General features: G+C 50.6%; 24 protein-coding genes. 22 read left to right on the top strand and 2 right to left on the bottom strand.

Annotation, left to right across the window (positions count from 1 at the left end; all coding sequences use genetic code 11):
- The first annotated feature begins 169 nt into the window (after positions 1-169).
- Genes CWI35_RS02925 through CWI35_RS02915 form a run of 3 tightly spaced genes read left to right on the top strand, consistent with a single transcriptional unit; the run spans position 170 to position 3262 of the window.
- Positions 170-1471 carry an ammonium transporter gene (locus CWI35_RS02925; RefSeq protein ID WP_020756901.1) on the top strand — a complete coding sequence of 434 codons (1302 nt, stop codon included), beginning with the start codon at positions 170-172 and terminating at the stop codon, positions 1469-1471.
- A 17-nt stretch (positions 1472-1488) separates the two neighbouring features.
- Positions 1489-2541: a DUF294 nucleotidyltransferase-like domain-containing protein gene (locus CWI35_RS02920; RefSeq protein WP_119877469.1), complete on the top strand. Its 1053-nt coding sequence runs from the start codon at positions 1489-1491 to the stop codon at positions 2539-2541.
- Positions 2534-3262 (top strand): 3'-5' exonuclease, encoded by a 729-nt coding sequence (locus tag CWI35_RS02915; RefSeq protein ID WP_014195630.1) that lies wholly within the window; start codon positions 2534-2536, stop codon positions 3260-3262. Before CWI35_RS02920 ends, CWI35_RS02915 begins: the two co-directional genes overlap by 8 nt.
- Before the next feature lie 163 nt (positions 3263-3425).
- Here the strand turns inward: CWI35_RS02915 and CWI35_RS02910 are convergent, their stop codons facing one another.
- Positions 3426-3917 carry a PCYCGC motif-containing (lipo)protein gene (locus tag CWI35_RS02910; RefSeq protein ID WP_014195631.1) on the bottom strand — a complete coding sequence of 164 codons (492 nt, stop codon included), beginning with the start codon at positions 3915-3917 and terminating at the stop codon, positions 3426-3428.
- Between the two features lie 674 nt (positions 3918-4591).
- Here CWI35_RS02910 and CWI35_RS02900 point away from each other — a divergent pair.
- Positions 4592-5959 carry an ISLre2-like element ISGsp3 family transposase gene (locus CWI35_RS02900; RefSeq protein WP_015374689.1) on the top strand — a complete coding sequence of 456 codons (1368 nt, stop codon included), beginning with the start codon at positions 4592-4594 and terminating at the stop codon, positions 5957-5959.
- Positions 5960-6047: 88 nt separating this feature from the next.
- Here CWI35_RS02900 and CWI35_RS02895 read toward each other — a convergent pair whose 3' ends face one another.
- Positions 6048-7022, bottom strand: coding sequence for an ABC transporter substrate-binding protein (locus CWI35_RS02895; protein WP_240432131.1), 975 nt, complete (start codon positions 7020-7022; stop codon positions 6048-6050).
- Positions 7023-7222: 200 nt separating this feature from the next.
- On the opposite strand from CWI35_RS02895, the gene CWI35_RS02890 reads away from it, so the two are divergent.
- From CWI35_RS02890 to CWI35_RS02805, 18 genes are all read left to right on the top strand, one after another.
- Positions 7223-8224: a FecCD family ABC transporter permease gene (locus CWI35_RS02890; RefSeq protein ID WP_014195635.1), complete on the top strand. Its 1002-nt coding sequence runs from the start codon at positions 7223-7225 to the stop codon at positions 8222-8224.
- Entirely contained in the window at positions 8221-9273 is a 1053-nt protein-coding gene (locus CWI35_RS02885) for a FecCD family ABC transporter permease (RefSeq protein ID WP_014195636.1), read from the top strand. Before CWI35_RS02890 ends, CWI35_RS02885 begins: the two co-directional genes overlap by 4 nt.
- 12 nt (positions 9274-9285) lie before the next feature.
- Positions 9286-10098, top strand: a complete 813-nt coding sequence (locus CWI35_RS02880) for an ABC transporter ATP-binding protein (RefSeq protein ID WP_011230957.1) — start codon at positions 9286-9288, stop codon at positions 10096-10098.
- Positions 10098-10835 carry an IucA/IucC family C-terminal-domain containing protein gene (locus CWI35_RS02875; RefSeq protein WP_011230958.1) on the top strand — a complete coding sequence of 246 codons (738 nt, stop codon included), beginning with the start codon at positions 10098-10100 and terminating at the stop codon, positions 10833-10835. The genes CWI35_RS02880 and CWI35_RS02875 overlap by 1 nt, the downstream gene beginning before the upstream one ends.
- Before the next feature lie 134 nt (positions 10836-10969).
- Positions 10970-12949 carry a putative bifunctional diguanylate cyclase/phosphodiesterase gene (locus tag CWI35_RS02870; protein WP_025039196.1) on the top strand — a complete coding sequence of 660 codons (1980 nt, stop codon included), beginning with the start codon at positions 10970-10972 and terminating at the stop codon, positions 12947-12949.
- A gap of 77 nt (positions 12950-13026) precedes the next feature.
- Complete coding sequence (locus CWI35_RS02865; RefSeq protein WP_013145569.1) at positions 13027-13329, top strand: DUF5634 family protein; 303 nt, start codon at positions 13027-13029, stop codon at positions 13327-13329.
- A gap of 48 nt (positions 13330-13377) precedes the next feature.
- Positions 13378-13833 carry a GNAT family N-acetyltransferase gene (locus CWI35_RS02860; RefSeq protein WP_011230961.1) on the top strand — a complete coding sequence of 152 codons (456 nt, stop codon included), beginning with the start codon at positions 13378-13380 and terminating at the stop codon, positions 13831-13833.
- Positions 13830-13982 carry a peptidase U61 gene (locus CWI35_RS02855; RefSeq protein ID WP_013145567.1) on the top strand — a complete coding sequence of 51 codons (153 nt, stop codon included), beginning with the start codon at positions 13830-13832 and terminating at the stop codon, positions 13980-13982. Before CWI35_RS02860 ends, CWI35_RS02855 begins: the two co-directional genes overlap by 4 nt.
- A 36-nt stretch (positions 13983-14018) precedes the next feature.
- The gene (locus CWI35_RS02850; RefSeq protein ID WP_031212871.1) at positions 14019-14645 is read left to right on the top strand and encodes a histidine phosphatase family protein; all 627 of its coding nucleotides are present in this window, start codon (positions 14019-14021) and stop codon (positions 14643-14645) included.
- 151 nt (positions 14646-14796) lie between these two features.
- Positions 14797-15195 carry an MHYT domain-containing protein gene (locus CWI35_RS02845; RefSeq protein WP_119877467.1) on the top strand — a complete coding sequence of 133 codons (399 nt, stop codon included), beginning with the start codon at positions 14797-14799 and terminating at the stop codon, positions 15193-15195.
- 20 nt (positions 15196-15215) lie between these two features.
- A complete protein-coding gene (locus CWI35_RS02840; protein ID WP_119877466.1) occupies positions 15216-17060 on the top strand; it encodes a PAS domain-containing hybrid sensor histidine kinase/response regulator in 1845 nt (614 codons plus the stop codon).
- Between the two features lie 251 nt (positions 17061-17311).
- On the top strand, positions 17312-18028 hold the full coding sequence (locus CWI35_RS02835; RefSeq protein WP_011230965.1) for an EAL domain-containing protein: 717 nt from the start codon (positions 17312-17314) through the stop codon (positions 18026-18028).
- 32 nt (positions 18029-18060) lie between these two features.
- Positions 18061-18882, top strand: a complete 822-nt coding sequence (locus CWI35_RS02830; protein WP_119877465.1) for a 6-carboxytetrahydropterin synthase — start codon at positions 18061-18063, stop codon at positions 18880-18882.
- Positions 18883-18886: 4 nt separating this feature from the next.
- The gene (locus CWI35_RS02825; RefSeq protein ID WP_011230967.1) at positions 18887-19606 is read left to right on the top strand and encodes an SDR family oxidoreductase; all 720 of its coding nucleotides are present in this window, start codon (positions 18887-18889) and stop codon (positions 19604-19606) included.
- A gap of 13 nt (positions 19607-19619) precedes the next feature.
- Entirely contained in the window at positions 19620-20621 is a 1002-nt protein-coding gene (locus CWI35_RS02820) for an ATP-binding protein (RefSeq protein ID WP_011230968.1), read from the top strand.
- Complete coding sequence (locus CWI35_RS02815) at positions 20563-21588, top strand: alpha/beta hydrolase (protein ID WP_011230969.1); 1026 nt, start codon at positions 20563-20565, stop codon at positions 21586-21588. Before CWI35_RS02820 ends, CWI35_RS02815 begins: the two co-directional genes overlap by 59 nt.
- 12 nt (positions 21589-21600) lie before the next feature.
- Positions 21601-21840: a phosphopantetheine-binding protein gene (locus CWI35_RS02810; RefSeq protein WP_023634119.1), complete on the top strand. Its 240-nt coding sequence runs from the start codon at positions 21601-21603 to the stop codon at positions 21838-21840.
- On the top strand, positions 21837-23324 hold the full coding sequence (locus CWI35_RS02805) for a class I adenylate-forming enzyme family protein (protein ID WP_023634118.1): 1488 nt from the start codon (positions 21837-21839) through the stop codon (positions 23322-23324). The genes CWI35_RS02810 and CWI35_RS02805 overlap by 4 nt, the downstream gene beginning before the upstream one ends.
- Positions 23325-23327: the final 3 nt, after the last annotated feature.

Genomic DNA, 23327 nt, shown 5'->3' with positions numbered 1-23327 from the left:
GAGGAATGCCCCTCGTGATGAGGGGCATTCTTTTTTTGTTAAGAAATTTAACAAACTTTTTGTGTTTGAAACCGATTGCAACCAAAAACACGCGTTGCTTTTGGTCGGTTTATGTTATATATTATGACATATAAAAGGGATGATAAATGACAAAAGGGGGATGCGTAAAATGGATGAAAAAACGTTGACGCTTGGGCTGGATGCACTCTGGGTCATGCTTTCGGCGGTGCTCGTCATCGGCATGCAGGCAGGGTTTGCTTTGCTTGAGGCCGGATCAACGCGCATGAAAAACTCCGGGCATGTGGCTGGCAAACAAATTTTAAGCTTTGCCATCGCCTCATTGGCGTTTTGGGCGTTCGGCTTTGCGATTACGTTTGGGGCTGGGAATAGCTTCATCGGGACGGAAGGATGGTTTTTAAAAGAAGGAAAAGGAACGTTTGACTCGTTGTCGTGGGCGAATGTGCCGCTCGAGCTCAAATTTTTATTCCAGCTCGGCTTTGCCGGCGTGTCGCTGGCCATCGCTTGGGGCGGCTTCGCTGAGCGGGCGAAACTGTCTGTTTATTTTCTTTTCGGCACGATTTTTACGATCGCCATTTACCCGGTGATCGGCCATTGGGTGTGGGGCGGCGGCTGGCTTGGAAAAATGGGAATGCAAGATTTCGCCGGTTCGACCGTTGTTCACTTGCAAGGAGCGATTGCGGCGCTCGTGGCTACAATTTTGCTTGGGCCGCGCATCGGCAAGTTCAATAAAGATAAGACTCCAAACGTCATTCCTGGGCATAACCAAGTATATACGGTCATTGGCGGATTGATTTTATGGATCGGCTGGTTCGGCTTTAACGCTGGCAGCACGATGGCGGTTGGCGACGGATTTTTCGGCTATGTCGCGCTGACGACGAATTTGGCCGCCGCGGCGGGAGCGATCGCCGCGATTGTGACGGCGAAAATTTTGGTCGGCAAAGCGGACATTCCAGCGATGGTCAACGGCGTGCTCGCGGCTTTGGTTGCCATTACCGCCGCGTGCGCGTTCGTCGAACCGTGGGCGGCGGTTGTGATCGGTGCAGTGGCGGGGTCGTTTACGTTCTGGACATCCATCTACTTTGAACGCAAAGGGATTGACGATCCGATTTATGCTTTTTCCGTCCATGGTGTCGCTGGCATTATTGGCACGATTTCAACCGGGTTTTTCGCCTCGCCGCGTTTAGTCGAGATCACGGGCATCGGGAAGGCTGGACTGTTTTACGGCGGCGGATTTGATCAGCTGATTGTGCAAACGGTCGGGGTGCTCGGCGCTGCGGTGTATGTCGCTGCTGTTTCGTTTGTCATCTTATATGCCCTGAAGAAAACGATCGGGCTGCGTGTCACGGCGGAACAAGAAATTTCAGGTCTTGATATTAGCGAGCACGGTTCTTATGGCTATCCGGAACAGCTCGATCCGGCGTATCAGCCCAAGACCCTCGCCCAGCAGTAGCCAGGAGGGGAAAGGTGATGGAATCGTTGGCGGCAAAGGTGGTCGAGCGGCTAAACCGAGCCGAGTCGGCCGCCGAACTTCGTTTTTGCCACGATGAACTGGCGCGCGAACTGCGGCGCTGTCTAGCACCTGAACAAATGAAGCAGCTTGCAGGCGACGTCGTTTGTGTGCATGAAGCCATCCTTCGCCGCGCGTTCTTCCTTGCGGAGCGGGAGACGATGAAACGGTCGGTCGGCATTCGTCCCCCGGCGTGGTGCTGGTATGTGATGGGAAGCATCGGCCGGTGTGAGCCGACGATTTGGACGGACCAGGACCACGGCATTTTATTCAACTGTCCTGAGGAAGAGGAGGCGGCTTGTTATGAATTCATTCGCCATATGGCGGCGGTTGGGGTGGACATGTTGCATGAGGCCGGCTATCCGTACTGCTCCGGTTACGTGATGGCGACGAACAAGCGGTGGGCGCAGTCGGTCCGCGGTTGGGAGCAACAACTTTCTTCCTATTTAGACAGCGGGTGGCCGAACGACATTCGTTTTTTGTTGATTGCAATGGATATGCGGCCTCTTTATGGGGAAGCAGAATTGGCTGAGAAGGCAAGAAAGGCGCTGTTTGCGGCGTTGGCCAAACGGCCGCCGCTGTTGGCGCGCATGGGCGAGCACGTTCAATTTCCTCCGGTTCCGCTCGGTTGGCTGGGCAACGTGCAAACGGAGCGATGGGGGCCGTACAGCGGGGCCGTTCATATGAAACAAAGCGGCTACGTGCAACTCACTAACGCTCTGAAATGGTTGGCCTGTTTTGCGCACGTCCCGACGGCGGGCACAGCCGAGCGGCGGCGGGCGCTTGAAGCGAATGGCGTATTGACGGCGCCGCTTTCCGACGCCGTTTGCGAGGCGCTTTCTGTTTACTATTCGATTCGCCTTAAGTACAGCACTGAGGCGGGGGACGGACGTGAATATGTGTTATGGCGGGCGCTTGAGCGGACGGAACAAAAGCAGCTGAAACAAGCGATGCGCACCGCAAAACGGTTGCAGCGCTTTGTCGCCCGGCGGGTGGCTAACATTCATGCATGAGCGGCACCGGTTTTGGCAACGGGCGCTCCGCTTGTTGTCGCTCGGCGTTCCGCGCGAGGCATCATCCGCCTTATTTGGGCATGACCATTCGCTGCAACAGGAAACATGGCTTCGCTCGCTGCAAAAGGAAAAACAGCACATCATCGATTGGCATGACCGTTTGACTGACATCCCGTTTGTCATCATCGATATGGAAACGACCGGCTTTTCCCCGGAGCAAGGCGATGAAATTTTGGCCATGGCGGCAGCGAAAACGGTTGGAGGAGTCGTGACGGATGCGTACATGACGCTCGTCAAGCCGGAAAAGCCGATTCCGGAACATATTTCCGCCTTGACCGGGATTGAGGCGAAGGATGTGGTGTTCGCTCCGCCGCTTGCCGAGGCGCTGCGCACGTTTGTGCCGTTTATTGCCGCCGGCGTCTTAATTGGCTATCATATCGGCCATGATTTGGCGTTTTTGCGCCATGCCCTTTGGCGCCATTATCGGCAAAAATGGAGCGGACGTTTTGTCGACTTGCAGCCGATGATGACGCTGATCGGCCATTCGTGCCCGACGTTTGACGATGCGTTAGCTTGTTATGGCATCCGTTGCCCGCGCCGCCATACGGCGGATGGCGACGTCGAAGCGATGGCGAAGCTATGGGCGATCTTGCTTGATGAATTCCGCCAGCGCGGCATCGAAACATTGCATGACTTGTACGCCGCGCTCAGCCGGTGTTGATGTTGCCTGTGCGAAGCCTTTGTGAACTCTCCTTGAGAGGAGCGAAATCCAGTTTCAGCAGCCTTGTTTCTGTTGATCGAAAAGCAGTGGGCGCTCGGTGGGGCAAACGGGGGACTGGCTGCAATGAAAAAAGCGCCGGATTTGGCGCTTTTTTTCGTTCGTATTAGAGCGGCTTTGTCGGCGTCGGTTCGGCGTAGCCTTCTTTATATTTTTCATCGATCATATGCCGAATGTCTTTGATCGATTTCCCTTGATCGTAAGCGGCGATCGATTCAGCGGCGATGTCGAGGCAGACGCCGCATTTGGTCGCATGATCATCCCAGACGACCGAGCCGTCTTTTTTATTTTCATAGACAAAGCAGTCATAATTGTTCTTATGGCCAGCTGATTGCCCGCAGCCGCAATAGCAAGGGATATTCTCAAGCAGCTCGCGGTGTTCAGCAGCCTGTTGGTACAAGGCAGCCATCTCTTCTTCAAACGCACTCAAAAAGCTTGGCAAATGCTCGATCGATTTTGTCGTCTCCCGAATATCGCCGGTGGCGGTTTTCGTCATCTGCGAGTGGCTTTGTTCCTGAACGCCGTCATCGGTGCAGCTTGAGAGCAGAACGCTGAATGACAATACACATGCGGTGATGAAGGTAGAGCGTTTCACCATCTTTCTTCCTTTCCGTGCGAGGTTTGCATTTTGAATGTACCATACCGATGGATAAGCAGCAACTATATAGATGCAACAAAGAAGTTTAACATATCCTTGACAGAAAAGTGGTTTGCCCATTTTCGACTGTCGAAGGCAAGCGTGTGGCTTGCCTCCGTCACGCCTTAGCGTGACGGAAGACCGAACAACGACTCGCTTCACAGACCCATTCATGGGTCTGGAAGCGGCGTTGTTCGGTCACTCGACAGTCGGATGCAATGACCGGCAAAGACGAAAAATGTTAAAGCTTTAAATTGCATCTATATATTTTTGCCCTTGGGAAATGAAGTTAGCGTCGAGACGAGCCACAGGGCAGGAATGATGGAAGAGGGAAAAGGCAGAAGCAGCTGACCGCTTCTGCCTTTCGTTAGCGGGCGATTATTGCCTTTGCAAGAAATATTTCTCAATATCATCCAACATCAAATGAGCCGCGAGCACACCGCCGTGTGAGTAAAATATTTGTGGGTGACATTCCGAAATGATCCCCGACGAGGGTTGCGAACTTTTGTTCGCGACGCTCGTCGGGGCCACCAAGCGAAGCGCGGTAGAAAAAAGCAAATGTCATGCAAAAAGGACTCTCTCCCTGCTATGATGGTGATTGTCAACATCAACCGAAAACAGGAGGGAGAGAGTCCATGAAACATCTTACCACAGAATGGCCTTTATTAAAAGAGCTGGAGGAACAATTAGTCAGAACTCTTCAAAAGGTGTTCGCTGTCTTGTTGGCGGCCCTTTTGGAGGAGATTGATCAACAACTGGCGGAAGCGCGGGACAAGCGCCGGTATCAGCTGAAAGACAAACGGCCGACTACGATCCAAACGCTGTTTGGAGAAGTGACGTTTCGACGGAACTACTACTATGACCGGCAAACGGGGAACTATACCTTCTTGCTGGATGCCGAATTAGGCTTTGATGGGGCCCGATCGATCAGTCCTTGCCTCGAGGAAACGGCGGTCGAGTTGGCCGTAGAGTGCTCTTCCTACCGCAAAGCGGCCCGTACGTTGGAGTCGATCGTGGGGTATGCGGTCATGAGCCACGAGGCGATTCGCCAACTGGTGCTGGAGGCCCCTGTCTCGCTGCACCGCCCTGTTTCCCAACGGCACGGCCGGGTGCTGTTTGTGGAGGCGGATGGACTGTTTATTTCCCGCCAGGGGAAAGGGAAACGGGCGAAAGAAGAGAAAATCCTGGCGGTTCACGAGGGATGGAAACGAAACGGTTCGCAGCTCGAGCTCGTGAACCGGCGCCACTACCTCCATGAAGGGGAGGGAGACGTGTGGGAACGGTTCGAAGAGTGGCTGATGAACGAATATGCCTATGATCCGTGCCGGGACCTGTTGATCATCAACGGCGACGCGGCGTCGTGGATCACGGCCTGCCGGGAGTATTTTGGGAAGCGGGCGTGCTTTCAGCTGGATCGATTTCATGTGGCGCGGGAGCTGCGTCAGTGTCTGTCCGGCCATCCGCGTTGGCGGGAGGTGCGGAAGAAGCTGGCGAAACAAGACGAAGAGGGGCTTCTCGTGGAGCTGAACAGCGCGGTCGGCACGTTGGAGGACGAAGCGAAAGAGAAGCAGATGGCTGCCATGATCCGCCGGATCGAGTCGATGCCGGGATGCATCCGGGACTATCGGGAGTGGCTGTCGGAGCAAGGGGTGGAGACGACCGGCATGCGTCCGATGGGCCACGCCGAGAGCGTGATGAGCCGGTTTGCGCATCGGGTGAAATCCCGCCGCAGCTGGAAAGACCAAGGGCTTCGGGCGTTTCTGAGGGCGATGGCGGCCCGAATCGACGGGATTTGGCGGAGAAATGGGCAGTTGGTGGAGGAAGAAGAGACCCGAACGGCGGCCTCGGCCTCAACAAAGTCCAAGCGGATCGAACAGGCCAAACGGAAGGCCGGACGGTTATGGGCAGATGTGGTGCGTCAGAATCTACCGTGTCTGCAGCGGTCATCCGGGACACCGATCCATCAAGCGTTGTCGGCGCTCCGGGATGGTGGTTGGGTGTAAAAAAATGGAATATCGTATCATCGCCTCAAGATGAGGGATGAGAGTCCGAAAGCGCTTACGATATTAATTCCTGAAAATGGTTCGCTAACTAGTGATTGACAACGCCCGTAGTGAACCGAAAAAATGTTCTCCACAAAGTCTTGACTGACTCCACACCGCCAGCCGTGTTCCAAATCGTGTCGCTCACTTTGTATACTTTTCCTTGTTTAGCGACATTTAAGTTTTGAAAGAGCGGGTCGTTGATCCATTCTTTTTCAAGTTCGCTCGCTTTGCCGTCCCCCGTCTCATATGTAAAGTAGAACAGGATGTCGCCATCCATTGCTGGAATGCGTTCTCTCGTCACGCCGGTTTCCGCAAAGTCGTTTACGTTTTGCGATTCCGGGCGGGCGAAGCCAAGTTGATCCAAAATGACGCCGGAGAACGAGTCTTTATGGTAAATGCGCACGTCGCCGGCCATAAAGCGGACGATGGATACTTTCATCTTCAGCTTGTCACCGAGTTTTGCTTTTAAGTCTTCAATGCGTTTGTCATATTCTGCAATGACTTGTTTCCCTTTTGCCTCTTGGTTTACGGCTTTCGCATAGAGCATAAAGTTGTCTTTCCAGTTGCCGCGCAGCGTTTCAGAGAAAACGGTTGGAGCGATTTGTTTCAACTGTTCATAAATTTTTTCATGACGCAGTTTGTTGCCGATAATCAAATCTGGTTTCAAGGCGGCGATCGCTTCAACGTTCGGCTCTGATTCCAAACCGAGCTCTTTGACGCCGTCCATTTTGTCTTTAATATGGTCGTACCACGGATCGCCCGTCCACGATTTGACGGCGCCGACCGGCTTTATGCCTAGCGCCAGCAACGCTTCTGTTCCTTCGTTTGTCAATACAACAACCCGTTTGGGCGTGCCTTTGATTTCGGCCGTGCCCATGGCGTGTTCGACTGCGTAGCTTGCTTCTTTCGATTGATTGCTGTCCTTCGGTTTGGCCGTTTCTTCCTGTTTTCCGCCGCAGCCGGCAAGAAGCAGGAGGGAAAGGATGAAGGCGGAAAGAAGGGTGAGATGTCGTGATTTCACTAGCCAATCCCCCTTTGTATTTGATAATGAATTTCATTTCCGTGTTATATAGTAATAAAAGTGAGAATCATTGTCAACTATAAAATGAAAAAATGATAAAAAAATCATAAGAAAACGTGAAAAAACATTGACGATGAGAGTCATTATCAAATAGACTTGACGATAGAGATATAGAAAATGAAGCAAGGGAGATCTCAGAGATGCTGGTGACAAACCGTCAAAAAATGGTTGGCCTCATCGGTTTGCTGATTGTGCTGCTTGCCGCCATGTGGATGAGCATCGTTTGCGGATATACCGATACGAGTTGGCGGCAGGCGGTGGCGGCTCTCATCGACAATGATGGATCGAATGCCCATTTAGTCGTGGCGACGGTTCGGCTGCCGCGAGCGTTGATTGCGGCTGCCGTTGGCGCCAGCTTGGCGATGGCCGGAGCGCTCATGCAAGCGCTGACGCGAAACCCGCTCGCTTCGCCAGGCATTTTCGGCATTAACGCCGGGGCCGGTTTTTTGATTGTTGTGATGGTCACCTTTTTTTCCATTTCTTCATTGCAAATGTTGTCTTGGGTCGCATTTATGGGGGCGGCGATGGCGGCGTTGATCGTGTTTGTGATCAGCGCCGCGGGGAAAGACGGGCTGACGCCGCTCAAAATGACGCTTGCCGGCACGGCGGTCGCGGCTTTATTTGCCTCGCTGACGCAAGGGATGCTGGCGATGAATGAAAAAGCGCTTGAAGAAGTGCTCTTTTGGCTGGCCGGGTCGGTCGCCGGCCGGAAGCTCGAGCTGTTGGCAGCCGTCTTTCCGTATTTGGCCGCCGCCTGGCTTGGGTCCATGCTGCTGGCGCGCCATGTCAACATCTTAATGATGGGAGACGATGTAGCGAAAGGGCTCGGGCAGCGGACAACCTTCATTAAAGCGGCCGCCGCTCTCTTAGTTGTCCTGCTCGCCGGCGGTTCGGTCGCTGTTGCCGGTCCGATCGGCTTTATCGGCATCATGGTGCCGCATATGGCGCGGGCGCTGGCCGGCGTCGACCACCGCTGGCTGCTTCCGTATTGCGCCTTGCTTGGCGGGATTTTGCTTCTTATGGCCGATATTGGGGCGCGCTACGTTCTGATGCCGCGCGAAGTGCCGGTCGGCATCGTCACCGCCTTGCTCGGCGTTCCATTTTTCATCTACATTGCCCGCAGGGGGATCGCCGCAAAATGAAAAAATACATCACGGTCCGAATGGGAAAACACATCTCGTTTTTCTATGACAAAAAAGCTGTTGCGGTGCTCGCCGCGCTCATAGCAGCGGCCGTCTTACTTTTCCTGATCAGCATTGGCAGCGGCGAAATGCGCATGTCCCCGCTTGAGGCCGCTGCCGCGCTGTTCGGATACGGAGAGGAAATTCATCAGACGGTGATTGTGACGTTCCGCCTGCCGCGTGTGCTTGTCGCTTGGTTGGCCGGAATGGCGCTGGCTGCCGCGGGTGCCATTTTGCAAGGAATGGTGCGCAATCCGCTCGCTTCGCCGGATGTGCTCGGCATCACCGGCGGAGCGGCGGCCGCGGTCGTTGGCTTTTTGGCGCTGTTTAGCGATGAAAACAACTCTTTGACCGTCAGCATCCACTGGCTGCCGCTTGCCGCCTTTCTCGGCGCAGCGGCCGCTGCTTGGCTCGTGTATATGCTGGCGTGGAAAAACGGCCTCGCCCCGCTTCGGCTCGTGCTTGTCGGCATCGGCGTTTCTGCGCTCATGCAGGCGTTGACGACACTGTTGATGATCACAGGACCCATCTATCGGGCGAGCCAGGCAAACGTGTGGATTACGGGCAGTGTGTATGGAGCTTCTTGGCAGCACGTTTCGCTCATGGCGCCATGGGTCATCGGACTGCTCCTTGTGGCGATATTGGCCGCGCGGCATGTCAATGTGCAGGAGCTGGGCGATGAGCTGGCGATTGGGCTTGGCGGCGCGGTCGAACGGCAACGGCTAGGCCTTGTTTTGCTTAGCACCGCGCTCACCGGCGGCGCGGTCGCTTTCGCCGGCGGCATCGGCTTTGTCGGGCTGATGGCGCCGCATATGGCGCGCCGCCTTGTCGGTTCGGCGTTTGGCGCTCTTCTTCCGACCGCTGCGCTGTTAGGCGGTGTGTTCGTCATGGGGGCGGATTTGGCTGGGCGGCTGCTTTTGGCGCCGACGGAAATTCCGGCTGGGGTGTTTACCGCGGCGATTGGAGCACCGTATTTCATTTATTTATTGTACCGAAGTCGGAAATTATAAGGAGGGATGCGCATGCATGGGTTGCAGGCGAAAGAGTTGACGCTATCCTATGGCGAGGCGATCGTTATTGACCGTTTAGACTTGACGATTCCAAAAGGAAAAATCACGGTGTTCATCGGCGCGAACGGCTGCGGCAAGTCGACGTTGCTGCGCGCCTTGGCCCGGCTGCTAAAACCAACAAGCGGCGCTGTGCTGCTGGATGGAAAAGAAATCGCCAAACAGCCGACAAAAGAAATCGCCCGCCGGCTCGCCATTTTGCCGCAGTCGCCTATGGCTCCGGAAGGACTGACCGTGTTGCAACTTGTGAAGCAAGGGCGCTACCCGTATCAAACGTGGTTCAAGCAATGGAGTGACGAAGATGAGCGGGCGGTTGTGCGGGCCCTAGAGGCAACTGGACTCGCCGAATTCGCCGAGCGGCCGGTCGATTCGCTTTCCGGCGGACAGCGCCAACGCGCATGGATCGCCATGACATTAGCGCAAGAAACGGACATCATTTTGCTTGACGAGCCGACGACGTATTTGGATCTCGCGCATCAAATTGACATTTTAGATTTATTGTTTGAGCTGAATGAAAAAGAACGGCGGACGATCGTCATGGTGCTTCACGATTTGAATTTAGCGTGCCGTTACGCCCATCATCTCGTCGCCATTCGCGATAAAACGGTGTATGCCGAAGGAAAGCCGGAAGACGTCATTTCCCGCCAGCTCGTGAAAGATGTGTTCCAAATGGATTGCCAAATCACGTACGATCCGATCTTTGGCACCCCGCTTTGCATTCCGTATGGGAAAGGACGGCGAATTTTACAGAAAGAAGGCGTATCGTGATGAGACTGCGTGAAGACGAAATGAAAGCGTTGGAAACGTACCGTTTTTCAAGCGGGGCGGCTGATGTCTCGTCGTCGATGTTGTTTGCTTGGCTGCTTCATGACGACGGGCAGCTCGCGAAGTATGTCGCGCACGTCCGCACCGAGATGGGAGCGGCAAATGACGCCGTTGCGGCGTCGATGCTCGTCAAACGATTAAGCTTTTTGGCACCGATGACGCTATACGCCATGTCGGTATGGAACAAGCGGCTTGTGCTCGATCCTGGGCGAATTTGGCTTGACACGGACGGCGAAGGGGAGATGTGGATGCCGCGGTTTCGCTTTGAGCCGCCGGAAGCGGAGGCGTGCGGCATTGAGCGCAGCCGCTGGCGCGAGCAAGTCGTTCGCGACGTGTTCGCCGGCTTGTTCGCTCCGCTCATCGCTCGGTTGCGGCGTCTGACGCGCATATCGCCGCTCGTCTTATGGGAAAATGTCGCGATTTACGTGTATTGGGTATATGAACGTTGGCTTGAGGATGAGTCGCTTGCCCCGGTCGCCGACCGGCTGCGCGATGATTTCCGCTTCCTTATTCATGAAGCAGACGGCCGGTTGTTTGGACAAAAAGACAACCCACTTCGCCGCTTTTTTAAAGGAGCAAGCGGCATGCAGCGGACGACGTGCTGCCTGTACGTGCACACAAAAGGAGGGACGTGCTGCCAAACGTGTCCCACTCGCGCCCGCCAGCGGCAAACCGGGTGACCGGAAGGCCGCCGGTGGGCAGTTCCATATTTTTGACAAAATGTTTGCGAAATTTGTTGATTTTTGCCGTGATTTTCGTGAAAATGGAAGTGTGGACATCGCTTATTTTGGTGAAACGGCGAGGTAGCAATTGCATGGACAAATATACGGCCTTTTTCCATCACTTCACAGAAGCAGTGGTCATCTTGAATTTGCAAGGCGTGATCATTTACAACAATCCGGCTTTTGCCGGCTTGGCGCTGAGTGAAGAAGAACAGAGGACGCTGTCCGTCGAAGGACGGGCGTTGGTTGAACGGGTGAAACAGCGCCCGGCTGCCTTTCGCTGGGAGTTGCTTGACGGCTTATTGGTTGCGGGCGTGTCGCCGATCATCGGTGAAAACGGACAGACGGCCGCCGTCTTATGCGTTCTTCGCCGCCAAGCGGAGGAGAGCGGCCTGCAAGCGCGGCTTGCCGAAGCGGAACGGCGTCTGCAGCTGATTGTTGAGCATTCGAACGATTACGTGTTGATTTTTTCTCCCAATCGTGAGTTGTCATACATTCCGCCGTCATGGAAGCGAAAAACAAACAAGCGCCTTCCAGTGTCATACGAAGAGGTGCTGACATTTGTCCACCCTGATGACGCCCCGGTCGTGGCACAAAAATTGGCTGAGCTGTACGATACATACGAGACGCAATCCGCCGAATTTCGCAAGCAAGGCGAGAAAGGCGAATGGGTTTGGATGGAGGCGCAAGGGAAGGCGATCATCGATGAAGCGGGGACGCTCGATTGCGTCATTGTGACCGTGAAAAACATCAGCGAGCGGAAGCGGTACGAAGAAAAGCTGCGCCAACTTGCCTATTTCGATTCGCTCACGGGCATCGCCAACCGCAGCTATTTCGAGCGGCATATTCATGAGCTGATCGCGAGTCAGACGCCGTTTGCTCTTTGTTATTTGGATTTTGACAAATTCAAATGGATCAACGATCATTTTTCCCATCAAGCCGGCGATTACTTTTTGCGCGAGGCGGTCAAGCGCGTCGAGCGGGCGTTGCGTCCCGGCGACTTTTTTGCCCGCATCGGCGGTGATGAGTTTGTTCTCTTGCTGCCGAACATAACGAAAACAGAGATGACCGCCTTGGCGGAACAGCTTGTCAGTTCGTTTCACGAGCCGTTTTATTACGAAAAACAGCTGATTCAATCAACATTGTCGATCGGCATCGCTTTTTTCCCGAAAGACAGCGATCGGATCGAGCAAGTGATGAAATATGCCGATCAAGCGTTGTACGAAGTGAAAGAGCGGGGGCGGAACGGCTATGCCTTTTACCGGCCGACCGAGCATCGGCATGCGGTGATCGAGCAAGATTTGCCGTTTGCCATTATGCGCGGGCAGTTGTATTTATGCTATCAGCCGAAAGTGCAACTTGCTAAAGGAAAGGCGATGGGGGTTGAGGCGCTTTTGCGCTGGCGTCATCCGTCGCTCGGTGAAATTCCGCCGCTCGATTTCATTCCGTTGGCGGAGGAAAGCGGGTTTATTTTTGAAATTACATTATGGGTGTTGGAACAGGCGTCCCGTCAAGTGAAAGAGTGGGAAAGAAAATTTCCGGGCCTCAAGCTCGCAGTCAACTTGTCGCCGTTTTTGCTCAATCGTCCGGAGCTCATCGAGCATGTGAAGCGCATTTTGCGGGAGACGGGGCTTTCGCCCGATCGGCTCATTTTGGAAGTGACCGAAAGCGGACTGATGGAAAACATCGAAACAGGGCAGCACATTTTAACCGAATTGCAACGTCTCGGTGTGCAGGCGGCGATCGATGACTTTGGAACCGGTTTTTCATCATTGGCTTACATCCGCAATTTGCCAGTGTCGCTGTTGAAAATCGACCGCAGTTTCATTGAAGGCATTGCGGAAAACTCGAAAGATGCAACGATTGTTGATACGATCATTCATTTAGCAAAAAGCCTGGATATTGAAGTATTGGCCGAAGGGGTGGAGAGTGAATCGCAAGTGGCGCTTCTTTCGCAAATGCATTGCGACTATGCACAAGGGTTTTACTTCAGCCGCTCGCTCGAAGCGGAAAAGTTGCAGCAATGGCTTGAGGAGTACAACCGCACGGCTTGCAATGGGCCTTCGTCATAAGTCGGTCATTTCCACTCATGAGTTTCCTCGGCTTGCCGCAAACTACACTTGATGACTAGGCAAGAGGAGGAAAAACCATGGAATTTGCGCCAAGAAGCGTTGTGATCGAGGAGTTCATCGACACGCTCGAGCCGATGATGGAAGCCTATGGACTCGACCAAGTCGGCATTTTTGAAGAGCATGGTGAAGGCAATCGCTATTATGTCGGCTATACGATCAACAAAGACGATGAGATGATCACCATTCACATGCCGTTTGTAAAAAACGAACGCGGTGAACTGGCGCTTGAGAAGCAGGAATGGACCGTTCGAAAAGACGGTCGGGAGAAAAAAGGCTTTCATTCGCTGCAAGAGGCGATGGAGGAAGTGATTCATTCATGATAAGCGGCCGGGCTCGGCCGCTTTTTCGCCATCGAAAGGGAGAGGAGCATGATTGCGGAACTTCACATAGCAGACGACGAAACGGCCGTTAAGGTGCTGCACCTACAGCGGCGCGCGTATACGATCGAGGCGCAGATCATCGGCAGCACGGCGCTCCCGCCGCTTCACGATACGATCGCTTCTCTGCAACGATGCGGCGAGCGCTTTTTCGGCTATTTTCAAGGGGAACGACTCGTTGGGGCGATCGCTTGCAAGCGGAATGGGAAGACGCTTCGCCTTTGCCGGCTGATGGTCGATCCGGATTGTTTCCGCCAAGGGATCGCCAGCGCGTTGCTCGACTTTGTCATCAAGCAAGAGCCGTCGATAAGCGAGATCGTCGTGACGACCGGAAGCGGCAACGCGCCGGCCATTCGCTTTTACGAACGCCATGGGTTTCGTGCCATCGAGCGCATCGAAACGCCGGAAAGAATCGAGTTAACGAAACTCGTGAAACGAAGCGGATGACACGCGGGTACGAGTTTCCGGTTGTGTATGATGCCGATTTTGGCCATACAGATCCAATGGCAGTGTTGCCAAAAGGCATTCAAGCAGAGATGAAAACGGACAAAAGCGGATCTGTTGCGTTTCGCTTGCCTGAGCGGGCGGTTGAATGAGAGGTAGATTAATAGAGAGGAGACATGAGGGAAGACATGGCGACAACCTTGTATTTGACCAGACATGGGGAAACGAAGTGGAACGTCGAAAGGCGGATGCAAGGCTGGCAAGACTCGCCGCTCACGGAAAAAGGGCGGCAAGACGCCATGCGGCTTGGAAAGCGGCTTGAAGCGGTGGAATTGGCCGCGATTTACACAAGCACAAGCGGCCGGGCGCTTGAGACGGCGGAGATTGTCCGCGGCGGGCGGCTCATTCCGATCTATCAAGACGAGCGGCTGCGCGAGATTCATCTTGGCGATTGGGAAGGAAAGACGCATGACGAGATTCGGCAAATGGATCCGATCGCGTTCGACCATTTTTGGAACGCGCCCCATCTGTACGCTCCACAGCGAGGCGAGCGGTTTTGTGACGTGCAGCAGCGGGCGCTTGAAGCGGTGCAGAGCATCGTTGATCGGCACGAGGGAGAAACGGTGTTAATCGTCACTCACGGCGTCGTGCTGAAAACGCTCATGGCGGCGTTCAAAGACACGCCGCTTGACCACCTGTGGTCGCCGCCGTATATGTACGGCACGAGTGTGACGATCATTGAAGTTGACGGTGGGACGTTTCACGTGGCCGTTGAAGGAGATGTGTCACATATTGAGGAAGTAAGGGAAGTATAGCGCTGAATAATTGATTAAGACAGGAAGGACGGACGCTTGACCGTTGCCCGTCTTTTTTTTTGTGAAACAACAGCTTCTTAAATATAGGTCATAACGATCCATCGCAACAATGTTGGATGGCTGACTCCATTGTTACGTAGGGGTTGCGGCTATGAAAACGGAGATGTCTATGCATCATCATCCGTTTTTTGTTTGTCTGTCGATCGCTATTTCATTTTTCGCTTCGTTTTTGACATTGTTTATCCTGTTTGTTGCCTGCCGTGTAAAGAACGATCAGTTTTTAAAAAAGGCGGTTCGTTCCGTTGTCCTGGGAGGAGGAATCGCAGCAATGCATTATATATCGATGAAAGGAACATTGTTCCAACTGCCTTATGGCCAAGAAATAATGCGAGCGGAATCGGCATCCTTGATTTCGGTTAATAGTTTGGCTTACATCCTCGCTTTTATTACAATGGCTATATTGATCATGACTAATGTAATTGCTTATCTCGAACGGCGTGAAGTTTTGCGAAAAAAAAAAACTTTACTGAAGCTCATTACAAATGTTTAGTCGATTACAATCCGCATCTTGTGTTGTCTGCTGACCTTAAGGGGGAAATTGTAAGCATCAATCCAAAGGCGATGGAGATCCTGCATGTTCATCAAGATGCACCGTTGACCAGTTTATACGACCTATTTTATGAGCATGATGATGAAAAAATTGATGAATGCTTAAGAAAAGTAGAAAAAGGTCAATCATGTTTCTTTAAGGCTTCAGTGAAAACGTCTCGGGAAGAAAGAGTCATCATGGAGTTTACTTTTATTCCGATAGTGGAAAAGAAAGATGTCATAGGGTTGTTTGTGGTGGGAAAAGATATTACAGAGCTAATAAAATATCAGGAGCGCATCAAAAAAGTGCAACGAGATTTATGGAATGCCATGTGCCAGCAGCAAGGCATGATTTTTAAATTTGTGAAAAGAGAGGAAAGTTTTATTCATACGTTATGCGGAGGGGAGTTACTCAATGATTTCGGCATAGATCCTAAACAAGTGCTAGGTAAGAGATTACATGATTTTTTACCGGAGCCTATTGCCGATCAAAAAGAACAATATTATCGGTATACATGGGAAACCGGGGAAACATTGTACTATGAGGGGAATATAAACGGGATTGATTATTTAGTCAGTTTACGTCCCATAAAAAAAGATGGCAAAGTGATTGAAGTGGTTGGTTCGGCGATCGATATTACAGAAAGAAAAATGATGGAACAAGAGATGCTGCGGGCAAAAGAGGAGGCGGAGAAGGCCAACCAGGCGAAATCTAATTTAATTTCACGCATGAGCCACGAAATTCGAACGCCATTGAACGGAGTGCTAGGGTTCGCCCAATTGTTGGAGATGGATCCTTCCTTAAAGGGCCGGCAGCGGGAGTTTGTGCAAGAAATATTGGGAGGTGCCCGCCATTTATTAAATTTAATCAACGAAATGTTAGACTTGGCAAGGATCGAAACAGGAAGGCTGCCCTTAACTTATGATGTAGTCCATCCAGACGACATTATTAAAGAAAGCATTAAATTAGTCGAACCGTTAGCCAATAAGAAAAACATCGACATTCAAGCTCGATCGAGCTTCAGTGAACAAGTGTATTTATACACAGATGCGACGAGAGTGAGACAAGTGTTATTAAACTTGCTTGACAATGCCATTAAATACAATCGTGATGGCGGTACCGTCCTCATTGAAGGGAAATATGATCAGGAAAAAGTGGTTATACATGTAAAAGATAATGGGATAGGCATCCCGGATGAAGAACAAGAAAATATCTTTGAACCATTTTATCGCATAAAAGGCACTCATGTCGACGGCAATGGCATTGGGCTCGCTTTTGTCAAGCAGATTATCCGTCTTTTGGGCGGCACGATTGAGGTGAAAAGCAAGTTGGGCGTGGGAAGCGACTTTTCGTTCAGTCTTCCGGCTGTCAGTTATTTTCACAGCTGGCCGCATTCATCACGAAACAAACCGGTGAATCAGGAGAGGCTATTGAAGCTTGGAAACAAAAAAATTTTATACATCGAAGATCATATATCCAACTTGAAACTGTTGGAGCATATCTTGAAGCCGTTTCCCAATCTTTTGTTAACGTTTGCCTGCAATGGCGGCGAAGGCTTGCAAAAGGCTATCAGTGGCTGGTTTGATTTGATTCTCATCGATATTCATCTCCCAGATATAAGCGGATATACGGTGTTGGAGATGTTGCAAAGCGATGAACGAACAAAGCATATTCCGATGATTGCGCTCAGTGCCAATGCGGTACCAAAAGAGATTGAAAGGGCTTTAAAAGCAGGATTTACGGATTACATGACAAAACCGTTGGAGGTAAACGTGTTTCTTGAAAAACTAATACACATATGGGAGGAAAAGCGCCCTCATAAGTAAGGGGCGTTTTTGCATTTTATGACAAAAAATAACGAAAACGAGAGTTGAACATGTCGTAAAAAGTCGAAAAAAAGGTTTTATATGTCCTTTTGTGTGCTTCTAAAGTCTGTATAGATGCTTCATGTGCGAGAATGGAGTTAGACAGGTACATGAAAAAAGGTTAAGGTTAAAACAAAAGGTGTATTAGGTGAATTGTCCCATTCATCGATGGTGTGTATAGGATTAAATGACTATGGAAGGATAGTGAAAGCGTGATCCCGGTCTCTATCAGAGAAATGATCGACAAACGACAGTTTGAACATGTTTACCAGCCGCTGTGGGACTTGTTTAACTGGAGCATCTTTGGATATGAATCGCTGTTGCGGGTAAACGGGATCAATAACGTTGAGCATCTTTTTCAAAAGGCTCGGGAGGAAGGATGTTTATACGAACTCGATCTCGCACTGCTGGAAAGTTCCATCTTTCAGTTTCCTTTTTTAGAGAATAAGGGAAGGCTGCTTTTTTTGAATGTATATCCCTCTACTATTTTGCATCATGAATTTAAACCGTTTTTGGAAAGAGTAGTTGAACGCTTTCCGTATATTGAAAACCGAATTGTGTTCGAATTGAACGAGACAAAAGAAGAAGAGGGTATATGGAAGGATGGAGAGTTAAAAGCAGCTATAGAGTTGATGAGAGGGTATGGTTTTTACATTGCTATTGACGATGTTGGCAAAGGGGCATCGACCTTGCAAAAAATTATTGAATTGCAGCCTGATTATGTGAAGTTGGATCGGTACTTTGCTCAAGGGCTGGCAGCCAATGAAGAAAAACAAAAAATGGTCAGTTTGTTGGCAAGCTACTGCGGCCGCAAAATGGTGCTCGTTTTAGAGGGAATTGAGGAAGAAGTGGATCTCGCCCAAGCGAAGCTTTTGAGAGTGCCGGCAGCGCAAGGGTATCTTTTAGGAAAACCGGGTAAGTTAACATAAGCAAAACATCAATGTTGGCAGGTGTATAAATATTGCTTTACTTAACACGTACAATTGCATTTTCGGCAGCACACCGGTATTGGATTGAGGATTGGAGTGTGGAAAAAAATAAAGCTGTTTTTGGCCTATGCAGCAACTTGAACGGGCATGGCCATGATTATCAGCTTGACGTGACGGTAAAAGGGCTTGTCAATCCGCTCACCGGTATTGTCGTTAATATCACTCAAGTCGATGCCATTATGAAAGAAGTAGTTTCTGCCGAATTAGACGGAAAATTTCTCAATCAAGAACATCCATATTTTCAAACACATATTCCGACGACTGAGATGATGGTCACGTACATTTGGGATGTTTTGCAAGGAAAATTTAGCTGCTGTCAACTTTGCAAAGTGAAACTGCAGGAAAATGAGACGCTTTATGCAGTCAAGGAGGAACAAGAGTTGGTCCAATTGACGAGAAGGTACTATTTCAGCAGCGCCCATCGGTTGCATAGCGATCAATTGACTAATGAAGAAAACCAAAGGTTATTTGGCAAGTGCAATAATCGTTACGGCCACGGCCACAATTATTGTCTGGAAGTCACTGTAATCGGAAAACCCGATCCGATTACTGGGATGGTGGTAAACTTAGCGGAATTAGATGAAATTGTAAATAGGGAGGTTTTAGTGAAATTTGATCATAAACATCTTAACCTGGATACAGATGAATTTAAGCAAATCAACCCGACGGCAGAGAATATAGTGATCGTCATTTGGGAGCTTCTTGCCCCGTATCTTTCGTCTCTTTATAAAATTGGACTATGGGAGACACAGAAGAACTATTTTGAATATTTCGGACCGCATAAGGAGAAGTAAAAACATGTTTGATATGAAGGCATTAAAAGGAAAAAACATTGTTATTACGGGGGCAAGTCGCGGCATTGGGTATGAAACGGCGAAACAACTAGCAAAACTTGGATCTAATTTAGCGTTAGGCAGCCGGACGATAAAACAGATGAGCCCAGAACAGTTCAGCAGTTACGGGAATGTTTTCTTGGCGGAAGTGGACGTTGCTGACGAACGTTCAGTCAAAGATTTTGTATGCGATGTGGTTAGCACGTTAGGCTCGGTCGATGCCTTGATTAACAGCGCGGGGGTCGGAACGTTTGCGAATGTGCTCGATTCACAGACCGATGAGTTTGATACGATGATATCGGTGAATTTAAGAGGAACGTATTTATGCTGCAAACATTTTGGGCGGCATATGGTGGAGCGGAGAAAAGGAAGAATTTTAAATATGGTATCCGTCGCGGGCGTCACCGCAATTCCAGGATGTGGAGGGTACTGCGCCTCGAAGTTTGGAGTGCTCGGTTTAACGAAGGTGCTTCAGTCGGAGTTAAGAGCCCAAGGTGTATATGTTTCCGCCGTCATTCCTGGGGCGGTAAGAAGCAGTTTTTGGGATCGTATCGACCATCAACTGGATGTCAAGCAAATGATTCCAGTTGAAACATTAGCGAAGCATATTGTTTACATGCTTGCCCAACCGGAAGATGCCTTGATCGACGAAATCGTCATTACCCCGCCTCTTGGAATATTATAGGAGAGAAGGTGGGATGGTGGCGAAACTGTTTAAAAGCTTCTTTCGTCGCTCCGATGAAGAAACGGCCTCTTTTCCCTTGTTTTGCATGCCTGAGCTGCCGCTGCCGGAGTTGTTACATCGAACGAAACGAGCGTTTCTTGCTAGAAAACTAGGCCAATATATTGGGATTAGGGCACGGGGTGTGGATCGTTTCTTTTATGAATCGCTAGCCACGAAAACATTTAAAAATAACAAGAAAGACTTGGAAAGTTATGTCCTTTATTTAAGTGAATTGATGCTCGAGTGGGGCGAGAATGGACAGGATATTCAACAAGAAATAAAGGAGTTAAACGAAACAGCCATTTTCACTAATGCCATGTTAAAAGCGTATGACATATACAAGGATGAGCTGTTTGGCCGCCCTGCGCATTCCTGTTCTTGTCAGCCAAAATGCAATGTTCGTGATATTGATGAGAAAAAGTGGGAAATATACCGCGATGTGATGCACGCCGCCACTCAAGGGAAATTTCTGCTCGTTAAGGAGGAAGAAGTGGGGCGGCTTGAACAAGGAACGATCATTTGCCGGGCCGGAATCCGCTCCCGCTCAGACATTCCGAAATGCAGGGAGTTGGCCAAGCAGGCGTTTGAAGCTCTCGGCGTTGGCCCATTGGCCCTTGTCAGCTGGTTGCTTGCCGTCTCCGAAGCAGTGACAAATGTCATTAAACATGCGGAATGGGGAGAAATGTCGCTGATCCAGGACAAGGCAAGCAAGGAGTTGCGGTTGATTGTGAAGGACCAAGGACCTGGATTCCCGATGAAGGAACTTCCGAAAATGGTGCTTCTATCCGGATATTCAACAAAGAAATCGCTTGGTCAGGGATTTACGTTAATCATGAGAATAGCCCAAAAAGTGTTTCTATCTACTTCCTCGCAAGGTTCCGTGCTTGTTTTAGTTTTTTACGCCGAGGAGGGAGCCAATGTCAACGGATTGCTTAAAGACGATGCAAAAAACGATCATCGCCGCCAAGTGGATTGATGGTTTTTGGGACCGATGGATTGTCCATGGGGTGGAGAAGGACGATATTTCTTCGATCCGCTCTTTTTTGGTCGATAAAGAAAGCTGGGTGGAAACATGGGGGGCGCTCGCCCGTTCATGGGCTGAAAGAGCGGTGAGTTTGCCGGCTGCGGAGGCGGAAACCGCTTGGCGGAAGGCGAGCCTTTATTACCATTTGGCGCAATGGATCATCCCGGAACGGAATGAGGAAAAGAAGGAATGGCTGTTAAAAAGCTTGCAAGCCGCCCGCATAGCTGATGAGCTGTCGCCGCTCGAAACTCATTACGTCCAACTCGATGTGGAGGGTAAGACGTGTTTTGGAAGGGTTCGGCTGCCCGTTAAGGCCAAAGGGGCGGTCATTATCATCAATCCGCTTGATTCAACGAAAGAAGAACTTTTCACATATGAGGACGATTTTTTGCAAAACGGGTTTGTGACTGTCAGTTTTGACGGCCCTGGCCAAGGCGAAACGTATGTGCATAGCGGCTTAAAAGGCGCCGCCGGGCGTTGGGAGCAGTTTATTCATTTATTGATCGACTGGACATCTTCGCACTTTTCGCTGCCGATTTGCGTATTTGGCACCAGCTCTGGCGCTTCTTGGGCCATTTACAGCAGCGGCCATCCGAAAGTGAGAAAAGTGGCGGCTGTTTCTCCAGCGTTCGAGAGTAAAGAAATTCAGCTGCCTGCCTATTTTGTTGAGAGGGTACAGTTTGTCAGCGAAGAAAAGGGGTCGGTTTGGCTCCCACAGTTAGAAAGGACAACGTTTCGCCATCCGGTTTTGCTTGTGCATGGAAAACGGGATACTATGGTGCCAAGCGAGCACATTTATCGCCTATATGATCGGTTGCCCGTTGGAAAACAACTGCTCGAATTCGACGATGAAGGACATTGTTGCAATTATAAACTGCACTATATTCGCGGATATGCCGCATCATGGTTTCAAGAATAGCGGGGGATATCGATGGGGTTTTCTGACTTTTGCCAATTGATTGCTGAAGAGGCAAAAGTGCCGGTGGAGCAAGTAACCGCCGAATCTTCGTTTCAAAATGACTTAGGGGTTGATTCGTTGCAACTTGTTCATTTGCTTGTCGTATTGGCTGAAAAGCTTCAGTTAGAAATTGGGCAAATTCCTCACGATTTGGACTTCCGAACCGTTGGTGGACTGTACAAGTCGTTAGTTGGGAAAGGAGAAATAATATGAGCCAGCTATACAAATGGATATTTGAGGAAGGGAAAAACGAAGATGTTCATAAGACGATTTTAACGTCGCAAACGGGCAGCTATTCGCTAGACGATATACGGCAGGAAGTAAACAAATACTGTTCTCTCCTGACGCAGCTCGGCCCCGTCCAAAGAAAAAGAGTAGCGTTTATGATTCCATATGCTTCCAGTTTCCTTAGTTTACTGTTGGCCGTTAACCGCCTCGGAGCGGTTGCTGTGCCGATCAGTCCGTTTTTAAGAAGCGAAGATTTATCCCGCTTGCTCGAATTCATAAATCCGCATGTGATTTTGACCATCAGGCAACATCAAAATTTTCAATTTTTCAATGCCGTTTCCCAATGGGCTCATGGCACGGGAGAGGAAACGATCATTTATGATTCGGTAAAAGGGGATCATTGGAAAGCAACGGTCGTTGCCGGGATGCCTAAGCCGGTTGAAAGCGAGCCTGTTGACATCATTGCGTGTACGTCAGGGAGCACTGGGGTCCCAAAAGGGGTGATGGTTGATTTCAACTTTATCCAATTTGGCGATGCAGCGTTATCTGCTGCGCTGTCTCTTTCTGCATCGGACAAAGTGCTTGGGATAGTTCCGTTTTCAGGATTATTCGGGCTATGTTTAATGGTAGTATCGATCAAAAAACGGCTGCATTTTGTTGCTACTGAATCATTTCACTTTCCCGATATCATTCGACTGTTGCACACCCATCCTGTCAATAAGTTGGTGACAAGCCCGTCACTATTTCGATCGCTGTACTTGTTGGCGAAAAAACCGGTGCTCGAGCCGCTCGAGCTCATCGGGTTGGCGGGGGAGAGGATTACGGCCGATTTTATCGAAGCCGTGCGGCCGATTGACCATTGCCGCATCATAAGCATATATGGCTTGACGGAGATTGGCGGTGTGATGTTTAGCAAAAACGATGTTCGCCAAGGAATGGATTGGGAATTAGTTCCAGGGGTTGAGGCGGCCATCGTCAATGCTCCGGACAAAAGGGAGATCGGTGAATTGGTCGTCAAGACGCCTAACGGATTTTTAGGATATTATCAGCGCCCGGATTTAACGCAGGAAGCCTACCGGGATGGATGGTTTTATACCGGAGATGTAGCGCGGATGACAGAAAGCGGGGCGATTGAAATCGTCGGCCGCAAAAAAGAAATGATTAAAAAAGGTGGGCAACAGGTGATTCCGGGAGAGATCGAGAGTTTGTTGGCCAGTCATCCGAGCATTTTTGCGGCAGCGGTTGTGGGGATTCCTCATCCAATTTTTGGAGAGCAAATTGTCGCCTTCGTTGTTCCGAAAGAACATGTAAGCGATACGAATCTTTACTCATTTTGCCGCGAGCGGCTCGCTTCTTATAAAGTGCCCGATCATATTTTCACCATCGATGAGATCCCGGTCAGCCAAGGGAAGGCCGATAAAGTCAAATTGCAGCAGTTGGCGACGAAGCGGATTGCTGCCCGTGAATAGCAG

The organism is [Bacillus] caldolyticus (genome assembly GCF_003595605.1).
Taxonomy (GTDB): Bacteria; Bacillota; Bacilli; order Bacillales; family Anoxybacillaceae; genus Geobacillus; species Geobacillus thermoleovorans.
Note: the sequence above shows the minus strand (reverse complement) of the source record. Positions and strands in the feature narration are given on the sequence as shown.

Coding starts and splice junctions, on each gene's coding strand:
- CWI35_RS02875 (WP_011230958.1), top strand. CDS start 10,098: ATGAGACTGCGTGAAGACGAAATGAAAGCGTTGGAAACGTACCGTTTT.
- CWI35_RS02925 (WP_020756901.1), top strand. CDS start 170: ATGGATGAAAAAACGTTGACGCTTGGGCTGGATGCACTCTGGGTCATG.
- CWI35_RS02845 (WP_119877467.1), top strand. CDS start 14,797: ATGAAAACGGAGATGTCTATGCATCATCATCCGTTTTTTGTTTGTCTG.
- CWI35_RS02860 (WP_011230961.1), top strand. CDS start 13,378: ATGATTGCGGAACTTCACATAGCAGACGACGAAACGGCCGTTAAGGTG.
- CWI35_RS02915 (WP_014195630.1), top strand. CDS start 2,534: ATGCATGAGCGGCACCGGTTTTGGCAACGGGCGCTCCGCTTGTTGTCG.
- CWI35_RS02900 (WP_015374689.1), top strand. CDS start 4,592: ATGAAACATCTTACCACAGAATGGCCTTTATTAAAAGAGCTGGAGGAA.
- CWI35_RS02885 (WP_014195636.1), top strand. CDS start 8,221: ATGAAAAAATACATCACGGTCCGAATGGGAAAACACATCTCGTTTTTC.
- CWI35_RS02855 (WP_013145567.1), top strand. CDS start 13,830: ATGACACGCGGGTACGAGTTTCCGGTTGTGTATGATGCCGATTTTGGC.
- CWI35_RS02805 (WP_023634118.1), top strand. CDS start 21,837: ATGAGCCAGCTATACAAATGGATATTTGAGGAAGGGAAAAACGAAGAT.
- CWI35_RS02910 (WP_014195631.1), bottom strand. CDS start 3,917: ATGGTGAAACGCTCTACCTTCATCACCGCATGTGTATTGTCATTCAGC.
- CWI35_RS02820 (WP_011230968.1), top strand. CDS start 19,620: ATGGTGGCGAAACTGTTTAAAAGCTTCTTTCGTCGCTCCGATGAAGAA.
- CWI35_RS02890 (WP_014195635.1), top strand. CDS start 7,223: ATGCTGGTGACAAACCGTCAAAAAATGGTTGGCCTCATCGGTTTGCTG.
- CWI35_RS02920 (WP_119877469.1), top strand. CDS start 1,489: ATGGAATCGTTGGCGGCAAAGGTGGTCGAGCGGCTAAACCGAGCCGAG.
- CWI35_RS02815 (WP_011230969.1), top strand. CDS start 20,563: ATGTCAACGGATTGCTTAAAGACGATGCAAAAAACGATCATCGCCGCC.
- CWI35_RS02870 (WP_025039196.1), top strand. CDS start 10,970: ATGGACAAATATACGGCCTTTTTCCATCACTTCACAGAAGCAGTGGTC.
- CWI35_RS02810 (WP_023634119.1), top strand. CDS start 21,601: ATGGGGTTTTCTGACTTTTGCCAATTGATTGCTGAAGAGGCAAAAGTG.
- CWI35_RS02850 (WP_031212871.1), top strand. CDS start 14,019: ATGGCGACAACCTTGTATTTGACCAGACATGGGGAAACGAAGTGGAAC.
- CWI35_RS02825 (WP_011230967.1), top strand. CDS start 18,887: ATGTTTGATATGAAGGCATTAAAAGGAAAAAACATTGTTATTACGGGG.
- CWI35_RS02880 (WP_011230957.1), top strand. CDS start 9,286: ATGCATGGGTTGCAGGCGAAAGAGTTGACGCTATCCTATGGCGAGGCG.
- CWI35_RS02865 (WP_013145569.1), top strand. CDS start 13,027: ATGGAATTTGCGCCAAGAAGCGTTGTGATCGAGGAGTTCATCGACACG.